11 protein-coding genes and 1 riboswitch are annotated in these 11,580 nt (G+C 74.4%); of the genes, 6 read left to right on the top strand and 5 right to left on the bottom strand.

From position 1 onward, the window contains the following. Positions 1-17: 17 nt before the first annotated feature. Genes ACZ6ZR_RS02855 through ACZ6ZR_RS02865 form a run of 3 tightly spaced genes read left to right on the top strand, consistent with a single transcriptional unit; the run spans position 18 to position 1,546 of the window. Positions 18-749 (top strand): cobalt-precorrin-6A reductase, encoded by a 732-nt coding sequence (locus ACZ6ZR_RS02855; protein WP_465638702.1) that lies wholly within the window; start codon positions 18-20, stop codon positions 747-749. Then, positions 746-1,219 carry a hypothetical protein gene (locus ACZ6ZR_RS02860; protein WP_465638703.1) on the top strand — a complete coding sequence of 158 codons (474 nt, stop codon included), beginning with the start codon at positions 746-748 and terminating at the stop codon, positions 1,217-1,219. The genes ACZ6ZR_RS02855 and ACZ6ZR_RS02860 overlap by 4 nt, the downstream gene beginning before the upstream one ends. 48 nt (positions 1,220-1,267) lie before the next feature. Continuing rightward, a complete protein-coding gene (locus tag ACZ6ZR_RS02865; protein ID WP_465638704.1) occupies positions 1,268-1,546 on the top strand; it encodes a hypothetical protein in 279 nt (92 codons plus the stop codon). A gap of 12 nt (positions 1,547-1,558) precedes the next feature. On the opposite strand, the gene ACZ6ZR_RS02870 is transcribed toward ACZ6ZR_RS02865, so the two are convergent. After that, positions 1,559-2,191 (bottom strand): AAA family ATPase, encoded by a 633-nt coding sequence (locus ACZ6ZR_RS02870; RefSeq protein WP_465638706.1) that lies wholly within the window; start codon positions 2,189-2,191, stop codon positions 1,559-1,561. A gap of 63 nt (positions 2,192-2,254) precedes the next feature. On the opposite strand from ACZ6ZR_RS02870, the gene ACZ6ZR_RS02875 reads away from it, so the two are divergent. Further along, the gene (locus ACZ6ZR_RS02875; protein WP_465638707.1) at positions 2,255-2,641 is read left to right on the top strand and encodes a VOC family protein; all 387 of its coding nucleotides are present in this window, start codon (positions 2,255-2,257) and stop codon (positions 2,639-2,641) included. Here the strand turns inward: ACZ6ZR_RS02875 and ACZ6ZR_RS02880 are convergent. After that, positions 2,638-3,522 (bottom strand): S41 family peptidase, encoded by an 885-nt coding sequence (locus ACZ6ZR_RS02880; protein WP_465638708.1) that lies wholly within the window; start codon positions 3,520-3,522, stop codon positions 2,638-2,640. The two genes, ACZ6ZR_RS02875 and ACZ6ZR_RS02880, sit on opposite strands and share 4 nt — an antisense overlap. A gap of 80 nt (positions 3,523-3,602) precedes the next feature. On the opposite strand from ACZ6ZR_RS02880, the gene ACZ6ZR_RS02885 reads away from it, so the two are divergent. Then, complete coding sequence (locus ACZ6ZR_RS02885; RefSeq protein WP_465638709.1) at positions 3,603-4,145, top strand: hypothetical protein; 543 nt, start codon at positions 3,603-3,605, stop codon at positions 4,143-4,145. A 24-nt stretch (positions 4,146-4,169) separates the two neighbouring features. Here ACZ6ZR_RS02885 and ACZ6ZR_RS02890 read toward each other — a convergent pair whose 3' ends face one another. The 3 genes from ACZ6ZR_RS02890 to ACZ6ZR_RS02900 are packed head-to-tail and all read right to left on the bottom strand — an operon-like array spanning position 4,170 to position 7,557. Next, the gene (locus ACZ6ZR_RS02890; RefSeq protein WP_465638711.1) at positions 4,170-5,678 is read right to left on the bottom strand and encodes a precorrin-2 C(20)-methyltransferase; all 1,509 of its coding nucleotides are present in this window, start codon (positions 5,676-5,678) and stop codon (positions 4,170-4,172) included. Next, on the bottom strand, positions 5,675-6,301 hold the full coding sequence (locus ACZ6ZR_RS02895; protein WP_465638713.1) for a precorrin-8X methylmutase: 627 nt from the start codon (positions 6,299-6,301) through the stop codon (positions 5,675-5,677). The genes ACZ6ZR_RS02890 and ACZ6ZR_RS02895 overlap by 4 nt, the downstream gene beginning before the upstream one ends. Next, positions 6,298-7,557, bottom strand: coding sequence for a cobalamin biosynthesis protein CobG (locus ACZ6ZR_RS02900; RefSeq protein ID WP_465638715.1), 1,260 nt, complete (start codon positions 7,555-7,557; stop codon positions 6,298-6,300). The genes ACZ6ZR_RS02895 and ACZ6ZR_RS02900 overlap by 4 nt, the downstream gene beginning before the upstream one ends. A 186-nt stretch (positions 7,558-7,743) precedes the next feature. Then, a riboswitch (cobalamin riboswitch) is annotated at positions 7,744-7,814 on the top strand. A gap of 145 nt (positions 7,815-7,959) precedes the next feature. Between ACZ6ZR_RS02900 and cobN the strand changes: the two genes are divergently transcribed. Then, positions 7,960-11,571 carry a cobaltochelatase subunit CobN gene (gene cobN / locus ACZ6ZR_RS02905; RefSeq protein WP_465638717.1) on the top strand — a complete coding sequence of 1,204 codons (3,612 nt, stop codon included), beginning with the start codon at positions 7,960-7,962 and terminating at the stop codon, positions 11,569-11,571. The last annotated feature ends 9 nt before the right edge of the window (positions 11,572-11,580 follow it).

Below are 11,580 nucleotides of genomic sequence, written 5' to 3' on the forward strand. Positions count from 1 at the left end.
CGTCCCCTGGAGTCCTGTTGCACATCTTGATCCTCGGCGGCACCACCGAGGCCCGCGAACTCGCCGCCGCCCTCGCCGCCGACACCACCCTGCGGGTGACCAGCTCGCTGGCCGGCCGGGTCGCGCAGCCCCGGCTGCCCGCCGGGGAGGTGCGGATCGGCGGCTTCGGCGGACCGGCCGGGCTGGCCGCCTGGCTCCGGGCGGAGCACGTGGACGCGGTCATCGACGCCACCCATCCCTTCGCCGGGGTCATCAGCCGGAACGCGGCCGAGGCGGCCGCCGAGGTCCATACTCCCCTGCTCGCCCTGCGCCGCCCCGGCTGGGTCCCCGTCCCCGGCGACCACTGGCACCCGGTCGGCTCCCTGGAGGAGGCCGCCGCGCTGCTCCCCTCCCTCGGCCGCCGGGTCTTCCTCACCACCGGCCGCCAGGGCCTGGCCGCCTTCGCCGGCTCCCCCCTGCACTTCCTGGCCCGCTCCGTGGACGCCCCCGAGCCCCCGCTCCCCGCCTCCACCGAGGTCCTCCTCGACCGCGGCCCCTTCACCCTCGACGGCGAACGCCGCGTCCTGCGCGAGCACCGGATCGACGTCCTGGTCACCAAGGACAGCGGCGGCGCCGCCACCGCCCCCAAACTCACCGCCGCCCGCGAACTCTCCCTCCCCGTGGTGATCGTCCGCCGCCCCGACCCCCCGGCCGGCCTCCCCACCGCCCCCGACGTCCCGTCAGCTCTCGCCTGGCTGGCCGCCCGATGACCGCTCCTGCCCTCTTCTTCCGCTTCGGGTACGCCGACGAGCCGGTCGGCGCGAACATCCTGCTGCTCCGCCTGGGCGGGTACGTGCACCGCTTCGACACCTACTACCTGGACATCGACGAGTCCGGCACGGCCCGCGACAGCACCACCGACCGGCTGGTGCGCCTGCTCGACCAGTGGCTGACCCAACTGCACGAGCTCCGCTCGGACGGAGGTACGGCCCTACTGCCGTACGACTTCTCCGACCAGTGCACCGCCTGGCTCCGGGTGGCCGCCACCACCCCCGGTCACGTCTCCGTGGAAGCCGGCTGGAGCCAGTTCGAGGGCTACCGGGTCACCCCCTCCGACTACCTGGCCACCGCCCGCCGGATCACGGACTTCGAGCCGATCGTCATGGGCCGTCAGGAGTGCCCCCTGGACGAACTGACCGCCGCCGTCGAACGCGCCCGCGCCGCCTTCGCCACCGCCTGACACAGCGCCACCGTCACGCCACCCTCCCTCGCTGCGAAGATGACGCCCATGACCGCCACCGCCGGCCCGACCCTGGTCGAGCCCCGCTCACCCTGGCTCGTCCTGACCTCCCGCCAGGACCCGTGGGTGGCGGCGGGGCCGGCCGCCCTGGAGGCGACGGGCGGGGCAGCGTTCCGGCTGGACGCGCGGGAGCTGCTGGCGCCGGCCGCCCTCTTCCTCGACCACCTCCCCGCCGAGGCCTTCACTCCCCACCTCACCACCGACCCCGACCTCGCCCTCCGCCTCACCGCCACCCTCACCGGCCCCGACTGGCCCGGCTCGGACTGACGCCCCGTCCGCTCAGTCGAAGCGGATGTGCCGCACACCCGTCCAGACCCGGCGCAGCCGCCCCCGCAGGGCGCTCTCGGTGTTCGGGGCGAGGGCCAGCCCGGCGGAGGCAGCGATGCGGTCGGCGACCTGAGGGACCGTGAGCCGGTCGGTCCACAGGTGCTCGGCGAACTCCTCCCCGCGCAGCCGCTCCAGACAGAGGTCGAGCTTCGACACCGCGAAGCTCTCCCGCCGCAGCGGAGCGTCCTTCCCCCCGATCAGCCGCGCCGCGTGCCCGAACCCCCGCTCCCGCAGCCGCCGCAGCACCGTCTCCCGCTCCGCCAGCAGCGCGAAGTGCCGCACGTCGTGGCCGCGTTCGCGCAGCCGCCCGACGGTCTCCCGGAAGTACGCCGGCTCCACCACCGTCATCGGCGCGATCACCACCACGCCCTGCTCGCCGAGCGCCCGGTCCAGCACCTCGAACACCCCCTGCCGCCAGGCCGGCAGGTCCTGGAAGTCCCCACGCAACGCCGGCGGCATCATCCGGTGCAGCCCGAACCCCACGTGCTCGGGGTCGCACACCACACTGCCGTCCAACCGCCGCAGGAGCTCGTGCGCGGTCTGCGTCTTGCCGCCCCCGAAGGGCCCGTTGATCCACAGCAACATCCCCGGAGCGTATCCCCGGCCCGTGAGTGGCGTTCCGAGGGAAGACCGGGAAGACTCGCGCGCATGGTCTCAGTGGTGCAGAACGTCGCGATCGACTGTGCGGACGCCTACGAACTGGCGCGGTTCTGGAGCGAGGTGACGGGCTGTCCAGTGGACCCGGACTGCCGGCCCGGGGACCACGAGACGCAGGTCGTCCTGGACGGCGGCCCGGTGCTCTACTTCAACCACGTGCCCGAGCCCAAAACCGTCAAGAACCGCGTCCACCTCTGCCTGCGCCCGACCGACTCCCGCGACCCCGAGGTGGAACGCCTGCTGGCCCTCGGCGCCACCATGGCCGCCGACCGCCGCAACCCCGACGGCACGGGCTGGGCGGTCCTGCACGACCCCGAGGGCAACGAGTTCTGCGTCCTGCGCAGCGACTCCGACCGCGCCGCCGCGCACGGCGGCTAGCCGGCGATCACCGCGAGGGCCGCGTCCAGGGCGTCCTCGGCCTTGGTGTCGACGTCGGGCTTGACGCCGACGCCCTCCCAGTTGGTGCCGGTGACCGGGTTGATGGAGCGGGCGGCGGGGACGGTGACCTGGATGTGCGGGGTGAGGGCGATGCGGTCGGTGGGGTGGGCGCCGCCTCGGGTGGTCTCGCCGATCAGGGTGGCGCGGCGGAGGGCCTGGAGGTTGTAGGCGAGTTCCTCGCCGCCGGAGAAGGTGAAGGTGGCGGTGAGGACGGTGACCGGGCGGTCCAGGTAGCGCGGGCCGGGGGTGTGCGGGTAGGTCCAGTACTGGCGGGTGGCGTCGGTGGCCCGCTCGTAGATGTCGTTCAGGTGGACCTCGTCGTCGCCGAAGAAGTGGCTGCACCAGAGGGCCACGCCGTTCGGCGAACCGCCCCGGCACTGCCGCAGGTCGATGACCAACCCCTTGGTGTGGGCGACGAGTTGCATGGCCGCGCCGATCGCCGCCTCCCCCGCGTCGGCGTCCGGGATGAAGCGCAGGTCGAGGTAGCCGACGTTACCCTCCAGCTGCTCGACCTTGGCGATGCCGAAGTTGCCCTCCTGGTAGTGGCGGAGCCAGCGGGCCTTCTCCTCCTCCGGGGAGTCCTCCTCCTCGACCGGGACGGCCTCCTCGTTCCAGAGCAGCCGCAGGTGCTTGTCCGGGCAGACCGCCTGGAGGTCGGCCGTGACGGCCGCGCAGAAATCGGCGTCGGCCAGGCCGTCGTACGCGCCGTCGGCCAGCTTCGCCCGCAGGGCCTCGGCGATCGGGCCGGTGAGTTCGGGGAAGACGTAGCCGGCGGTGATCTTGTCCAGCGCGGCGTCGAGAATCTCGTAGTGGGAGGTCATGAGCGCGCATCGTACGGACCACCGGGCGCCGTGACGAGTTGTTATTTCCGCACGCTACGATCCCGCCGAGGGGGACGCAGATGACCGAACGACGACGCTGGCCGACCGTGTTCGTGCTGGTGGGGGTGCTCGCGCTGGCGGCGTACGCCTGGGGTGTGTACGAAGATCGTTCGGGCGGGCGCACGATGGTCGCGGTGGCGCTGTTCCGCCCGCTGATCGTGGGCGGCGCCGGGCTGCTGCTCCTGGTGGTGACAGCGGCCGCGCGCAGCCGGGCCGGGCGGACGCTGGCCGGCCTGGCGGGGGTCACCGCGCTGCTGTACGCCACGGGCGCGCTGTTCGTCCAGGGGATCGGCGGGGAGCGCGAGGTGACCAGCCGTCAGCCCCGTCCCGGCGCGCCGGGGCAGGAGCTGGTCGTGACGCACCAGTGGCAGCCTGGTTCGGAGCAGGAGTCGCAGGTCTGGGAGCTCACCGTGCAGAGCGGTAGCGGTTGGTCCGCCCGGCACTGGCGGGTGGCCCGCCTCGACGGGCTCGACCGGCTGGAGTCCGCCGCGTGGAGCGACCGGAGCCACGTCCTGGTCACCACCACGAAGGGCACCCGCACCGTCGCCGTGCCGGCCCCCTGACGCGGAGACCGGCACGGCGGCGCATCAGACCTCCGGGTAGCGCCGCGGCGTCCAGACCACCTCGGGGCCGTCACCACGACGGACCGCCTGGGTCTGCGAGGAGCCGATCAGCAGGATGGTCCGCATGTCGACCTCGGCCGGGTCCAGCTCACCGAGCCGCACCGTCCGCACCCGCTCGGTCGGCCCGCCCACGTCCCGGGCCATCACTACGGGGGTGTCGGCGGCCCGCAGCTCCAGCAGCAGCTCCTTCGCCGAACCGACCTGCGTGGTACGGGACTTGGAGCCGGGGTTGTACAGCGCCAGCACCAGGTCCGCCGAGGCGGCGGCCCGCAGCCGCGAGGCCACCACCGACCAGGGCTTGAGCCGGTCGGAGAGCGAGACCACCGCGTAGTCGTGGCCGAGCGGGGCGCCGGCGCGCGAGGCGGCGGCGTGGGCGGCCGTCATGCCGGGGCAGATCCGCACCGGGACGTCGGCGTACCGCTCCTCGCAGGCGACCTCCAGCACGGCGGTGGCCATCGCGAAGACGCCCGGGTCACCGGAGGAGACCACGACCACCTTCCGCCCGCGCAGGGCCAGGTCGAGGGCGAACTCGGCCCGCTCGGACTCCACCTTGTTGTCGGAGCCGTGCCGCTCCTGACCGGCCCGGACCGGCACCCGGTCCAGGTAGGTGGTGTAGCCCACCAGGTCGGTGGCGGAGGCGAGTTGGCCGCGCACCTCGGGGGTCAGCCAGAGCGGTCCGGCCGGGCCGGTGCCGACCACGACCACCTCGCCGGGGCCGTCGTAAACCGGGCCGGGTGCGCCGCCACCGAGCCGGCTCGGCAGCACGGCCACCGCGAAGTACGGCACCGACTCCGGGTCGATGTCGGCCAGAGCGCCGGTCCGCTCCCCCGCCATGGTGGCCCGTTCGACGTACGAGGCCTCGGCGAGGCGGCCGGAGCGCTCGAAGGCGGAGCGGACGGCCGGGAAGGTGCGGCCGAGCTTCATCACCACGGCCGAGTCGGCGCCGGCCAGACGGGCCGTCAGCTCCTCCTCGGGCAGGGTGCCGGGGATGATGGTGAGGGTCTCCTCGGCCTCGCACAGCGGCTTGCCGAGGCGGGCGGCGGCGGCGCTCACCGAGGTGACGCCGGGCACCACCTCGGTCGGGTAGCGGTGCGCCAGGCGCTTGTGCATGTGCTGGTAGGAGCCGTAGAAGAAGGGGTCGCCCTCGGCCAGCACCACCACCGTCAGGCCCGCGTCCAGGTGCGCGGCCAGCCGGCCGGCGGCCTCCTCGTAGAAGTCGTCCAGCGCGCCCCGGTAGCCGCCGGGGTGGTCGGTGGTCTCCACCGTGATCGGGTAGACCAGCTTCTCCTCGACCACGCCGTCCTTGAAGTACGGGGCGGCGATCGAGCGCGCTATCGACCGGCCGTGCCGGGCGCTGTGGTACGCGACCACGTCCGCCTCGCCGATCAGCCGGGCGGTCTTGACGGTCACCAGCTCCGGGTCACCCGGGCCGAGCCCGACGCCGTACAGCCTGCCTGCCTGACGGTCCGTCACTCTTCGGTGCTCGCAATCGCGTTGATCGCGGCGGCGGCGATCGCGCTGCCGCCGCGGCGGCCCCGGACCACCAGGTGCTCCAGGGCGGAGGGGTGCGCGGCCAGCGCCTCCTTGGACTCGGCGGCGCCGATGAAGCCGACCGGCACGCCGATCACCGCGGCCGGGCGGGGGGCGCCGGCCTCGATCATCTGCAGCAGGCGGAACAGCGAGGTCGGCGCGTTGCCGACGGCGACCACCGCGCCCTCCAGGTGCGGCAGCCAGAGCTCCATCGCGGCGGCGCTGCGGGTGTTGCCCAGCTCCTTGGCGAGCCCGGGCACCGAGGGGTCGGAGAGGGTGCAGATCACCTGGTTGTCGGCGGGCAGCCGCTTGCGGGTGACGCCGCTGGCGACCATCGAGACGTCGCACAGGACCGGCGCCCCGGCGTTCAGCGCGGCGCGCGCGTCGGCGACCACCTTCGGCGACCAGAGCAGGTCCTCGACCAGGTCGGTCATGCCGCAGGCGTGGATCATCCGCACCGCGACCTGGGCCACGTCGGCCGGCAGGTGGGCCAGCTCGGCCTCGGCCCGGATGGTGGCAAAGGACTCGCGGTAGATGGCCGCGCCGTCCTTCTCGTACTCGATCACTTGATCCTCCGGGCCTCGGCTGCCGCCTGGGCCATCTCTTCCGTGGTCAGGTCCTGCGTGGTCGTTGTACTTCCGGACATCCGATGGGCCGTCACCCGGTACGTGCCCGGGCCGGTGGCCAGCACGTCCACCCACTCCCCGGCGGGGTGACCGCAGCGCCGCTCGCAGCCGGACCAGTGCACCGGCGACCCGGGCACCCCGGCCGCCCCGTCCAGCGCCCGGGCGGCGTCCGCCCGGACGTCCGCGAGCGACTTGGCGCAGCCCGGGGCGCCGGTGCAGGCGGTGGCCAGCTCCCAGGGCGAACCGGGCGTCAGGCGCAGCCCGGCGGCGGTCAGTTCGGCCGCGGCGGTGGAGCCGGGCAGTACCACGCTGCGCCACGGGGTGATCCGCAGCTCGCCGGTGGAGGCCTCGACCAGCGCCCGCCACTGGGCCGCGGTCACGCTGCCGAAGCGAGTGCCGGCCACGACCCCGCCCGGGAAGGGCCCCACCTCGGGTGCCCCGCCCGCGAAGGCGGGCAGCGGTTCGGCCCCGGGGTCGAGCAGGTCGGCGGCCTCCCGGACGAACCAGGCCTTCACCCCGGCCGCCCGCACCGCCGCCAGGAACTCCTCGGCCGCGGCGACGGCGGCCGCCGGGCCGGCCCCGGGGGCGATCCGGCGGGCGGTGGCGGCCCGGCCGAGGCGCAGCAGGGCGCCGCCGCCGGGCGTTGCGATCAAGGTCACATCGGCGTCCAGCGCGGCCACGTCGCCGCGGCCGTCGTCCAGCACGAAGAGGAACAGCCCGGCCAGCCCGGCGGCCTGCGGGCTGGCGCAGAGCAGGGTGTCCAACTCCCGTGCCCAGGCCTGGACGTCAGCGTGGCCGAGGCCGTCCAGGCCGTCCAGGCCGATCGGACCGTCCAGGCCGGAGAGCGGGGAGGCGATGACGTTGCGGACCCGTTCGTGGGTCTCGGAGGGCAGCAGGCCGGCGGCCCGCAGCCGGGCGCCGAGGTCGGCTCCGGCGTCCTCGGCCAGGCCGCGCAGTTGGACGTTGCCGCGCGAGGTCAGTTCCAGCCGCCCGTCGCCGAGTTGCTCGGCCGCCTCCGCCAGGGCGAGGGCCTGAGCGGCCGTCAGCAGCCCGCCGGGGAGCCGGACCCGGGCCAGCGCGCCGTCGTCGGCCCGGTGCAGCCGCAGCGCGCCGGGGCAGGCGTCGCCACGGTCGCGGTCGGACGCGCCGGGGCGTGACTCGGCGACGGGTGGCGTGGGTGGCATGGCCGCGAGCATACCCACGTTCCGTCGGTTTGCTCCTGTCCGCTGCGTCACGTCGGCGCGACCCTCCGTCCACTCCCTTTCCGGGCCGCGATCACCTGACAGACCTTCGGGACCCTGGTCCGCAACCCCGACGCACCCCGTACGATGCTCCCCGGATGGGCGTACAGCCCAACCAAACGCCAGCGACGGCGCTATGGGGAGGAAACCGGTGCGAACCCGGTGCGGTCCCGCCACTGTGACCACGGCTCAGCCGTGGGAGCCAGGAACTCCTGCCGTCCTCACACCAACCCGGGGCGCGGACCCCGAGGAAGGCTCCGCCGTGCCCGTGCGCCGTACGCCCGCGCTCCATCGCGCCGCCGTCTCCTCGTACCCTCCGCCGTCCCGGCGTGCCGTCACGGCCGGGAGGGCCCCCGCATGATCCTGCTCCTCTCCACCTCCGACACCGACCTGTTGAGCGCCCGCGCCTCGAACGGTCCGGTCCCGTACCGGCTGGGGAACCCGGCCCGGCTCGGGGTGGACGACCTGCCCGCGCTGCTGGAGGGCACCGACCTGGTCGTGGTCCGGCTGCTCGGCGGCCGCCGGGCCTGGCAGGAGGGTCTGGACGCGCTGCTCGCCGGGCCGCGCCCGGTGGTGGTGCTGACGGGTGAACAGGCCCCGGACGCCCAGCTGATGGAACTCTCCACGGTGCCCGCCGGCCTGGCCGCCGAGGCCCACGCCTACCTGGCGCACGGCGGCCCGGCCAACCTGGCCGAGCTCGCCGCCTTCCTCTCCGACACCGTGCTGCTCACCGGCCACGGCTTCGCGGCGCCCGCCTCCGCCCCGGCCTGGGGTCCGTTGGAGCGTCAGGCGGCCGACAACGACGGCCCGCTGGTGACGGTGCTCTACTACCGCGCCCACCACATGAGCGGGAACACCGCCTTCGTGGAGACCCTCTGCCAGGCCATCGAGGCCGAGGGCGCCCGCGCCAGGGCGATCTACTGCGCCACCCTGCGCGGCGCCGAGCCGGAGCTGCTGGCCGAGCTGGGGCAGGCCGACGCGCTGGTCACCACCGTGCTGGCGGCCGGCGGCACCCGCCCGGCCGACGCCCAGGCCGGTGGCGACGAGGAGGCCTGGGACGCGGGCGCGCTCGCCGACCTGGACCGCCCGATCCTCCAGGCGCTCTGCCTGACCTGGTCCCGCGAGCAGTGGGAGGCCAGCGACGACGGCCTGTCCCCGCTGGACACCGCGACCCAGATCGCCGTCCCGGAGTTCGACGGCCGGCTGATCACCGTGCCGTTCTCCTTCAAGGAGCTGGACGCGGACGGCCTGACCGTCTACGCGGCCGACGCCGAGCGCTCCGCCCGGGTGGCCGGCATCGCGGTCGCCCACGCGAGGCTGCGTCACGTCCCGGCCGCCGAGCGGCGGTTGGCCCTGGTGCTCTCCGCCTACCCGACCAAGCACGCCCGGGTGGGCAACGCGGTCGGCCTGGACACCCCGGCCTCCGCGATGCGCCTGCTGGCCCGGCTGCGCGCCGAGGGCATGGACATCGGCACCGCCGTGCCGGGCCTGGACCTGGGCACCGAGGACGGCCACGAGGGCGACGCGCTGATCCACGCGCTGATCGCCGCCGGTGGCTACGACCAGGACTGGCTGACGGAGGACCAGCTCGCCCGCAACCCGGTGCGCATCCCGGCCGCCGACTACCGCCGCTGGTACGCCGAGCTGCCGCAGGGCCTGCGCGAGCAGGTCGAGGAGCACTGGGGCCCGGCCCCCGGCAACCTCTACGTGGACCACGCGCAGAACCCGGACGGCGACATCGTGCTGGCCGCGCTCCGCTCGGGCAACCTGCTGGTCCTGATCCAGCCCCCGCGCGGCTTCGGCGAGAACCCGGTGGCGATCTACCACGACCCGGACCTGCCGCCGAGCCACCACTACCTGGCCGCCTACCGCTGGATCGAGGCCGCGCAGGCCGACGGCGGCTTCGGCGCCCACGCGGTGGTCCACCTGGGCAAGCACGGCAACCTGGAGTGGCTGCCCGGCAAGACCGCCGCGCTCTCCGCCGAGTGCGGTCCGGACGCGGTGCTCGGCAACCTGCCGCTGGTCTACCCCTTCCTGGTCAACGACCCGGGCGAGGGCACCCAGGCCAAGCGCCGCGCCCACGCCACCCTGGTCGACCACCTGGTCCCGCCGATGGCCCGGGCCGACTCCTACGGCGACATCGCGCGGCTGGAGCAGCTGCTCGACGAGCACTCCAACATCGCGGCGATGGACCCGGCCAAGCTCCCGGCCATCCGGGCGCAGATCTGGACCCTGATCCAGGCCGCCAAGCTGGACCACGACCTCGGCCTGGAGGAGCGCCCCGAGGACGACGGCTTCGACGACTTCCTGCTGCATGTCGACGGCTGGCTCTGCGAGATCAAGGACGCCCAGATCCGGGACGGCCTGCACGTGCTCGGCCAGGCCCCGGCGGGCGAGGACCGGGTCAACATCGTGCTGGCGATCCTGCGGGCCCGTCAGATCTGGGGCGGCGTCAGCGCGCTGCCCGGCCTGCGCGAGGCGCTCGGCCTGGACGAGGCCGCGCTGACCCTGGGCGCCACCGACGCGGCCGAGGCTCAGGCCCGCGCCCTGGTCGAGGCGATGGAGGCCGAGGACTGGGCCCCGTCGGCGGTGGAGAAGGTGGCCGCCGGGCACCCGGACGCGGTGCGCGAGGTGCTCGACTTCGCCGCCCGCGAGGTGGTCCCGCGGCTGTCCGCGACCACCGACGAGCTGGACGCGGTGCTGCACGCGCTGCGCGGCGGCTTCGTCAAGGCCGGGCCCTCGGGCTCGCCGCTGCGCGGTCTGGTGAACGTGCTGCCGACCGGCCGCAACTTCTACTCGGTGGACCCGAAGGCCGTCCCGTCCAAGCTGGCCTGGGAGACCGGGCAGGCGCTGGCACAGTCCCTGGTGGACCGTTACCAGGCGGACAACGACGGCGAGTTCCCGCCCTCGGTCGGTCTCTCGCTCTGGGGCACCAGCGCGATGCGCACCGCCGGTGACGACATCGCCGAGGCCTTCGCCCTGCTGGGTGTGCGCCCGGTCTGGGACGACGCCTCGCGCCGGGTGACCGGCCTGGAGCCGATCTCGCCGGAGGAGCTGGGCCGCCCCCGGATCGACGTCACGCTGCGGATCTCCGGCTTCTTCCGGGACGCCTTCCCGCACGTGGTCGCGCTGCTGGACGACGCGGTCCGGCTGGCGGCCCGTCAGGAGGAGACCGAGGCGGAGAACTTCGTCCGGGCGCACGTCCAGGCCGACCTGGCCGAGCACGGCGACGAGCGCAAGGCCACCACCCGGATCTTCGGCTCCCGCCCCGGCACCTACGGCGCCGGCCTGCTCCAGCTGATCGACAGCCGGGACTGGCGCACCGACGCCGACCTGGCCGAGGTCTACACGGTCTGGGGCGGCTACGCCTACGGGCGGGAGCTGAACGGCCGCCCGGCCCGGGAGGAGATGGAGACCGCCTACAAGCGGATCACCGTCGCGGCCAAGAACACCGACACCCGCGAGCACGACATCGCGGACTCGGACGACTACTTCCAGTACCACGGCGGCATGGTGGCCACCGTGCGCGCCCTCACCGGCAAGGCCCCGACCGCCTACATCGGCGACTCGACCCGCCCGGAGACGGTCCGCACCCGCACCCTCACCGAGGAGGCGGCCCGGGTGTTCCGCGCCCGGGTGGTGAACCCGCGCTGGATGGAGGCGATGCGCCGCCACGGCTACAAGGGCGCCTTCGAGATGGCCGCCACCGTGGACTACCTGTTCGGCTACGACGCCACCACCAACGTGGTCGCCGACTGGATGTACGAGAAGCTCACCCAGGAGTACGTGCTCGACCCGACCAACCGGGAGTTCCTCGCCGAGGCCAACCCCTGGGCGCTGCACGGGATCAGCGAGCGCCTGCTGGAGGCGGCCGACCGCGGCCTGTGGGCCGAGCCGGACCCGGCGCTGATCGAGGAGCTGAAGGCCGCCTTCCTCGAGACCGAGGGCGACCTGGAGTCCGACAGCTGACGCGCGGAG

It is taken from the genome of Kitasatospora sp. NPDC088742, from assembly GCF_055584905.1.

Coding starts and splice junctions, on each gene's coding strand:
- ACZ6ZR_RS02860 (WP_465638703.1), top strand. CDS start 746: ATGACCGCTCCTGCCCTCTTCTTCCGCTTCGGGTACGCCGACGAGCCG.
- ACZ6ZR_RS02865 (WP_465638704.1), top strand. CDS start 1,268: ATGACCGCCACCGCCGGCCCGACCCTGGTCGAGCCCCGCTCACCCTGG.
- ACZ6ZR_RS02870 (WP_465638706.1), bottom strand. CDS start 2,191: ATGTTGCTGTGGATCAACGGGCCCTTCGGGGGCGGCAAGACGCAGACC.
- ACZ6ZR_RS02875 (WP_465638707.1), top strand. CDS start 2,255: ATGGTCTCAGTGGTGCAGAACGTCGCGATCGACTGTGCGGACGCCTAC.
- ACZ6ZR_RS02880 (WP_465638708.1), bottom strand. CDS start 3,522: ATGACCTCCCACTACGAGATTCTCGACGCCGCGCTGGACAAGATCACC.
- ACZ6ZR_RS02885 (WP_465638709.1), top strand. CDS start 3,603: ATGACCGAACGACGACGCTGGCCGACCGTGTTCGTGCTGGTGGGGGTG.
- ACZ6ZR_RS02900 (WP_465638715.1), bottom strand. CDS start 7,557: ATGCTCGCGGCCATGCCACCCACGCCACCCGTCGCCGAGTCACGCCCC.
- cobN (WP_465638717.1), top strand. CDS start 7,960: ATGATCCTGCTCCTCTCCACCTCCGACACCGACCTGTTGAGCGCCCGC.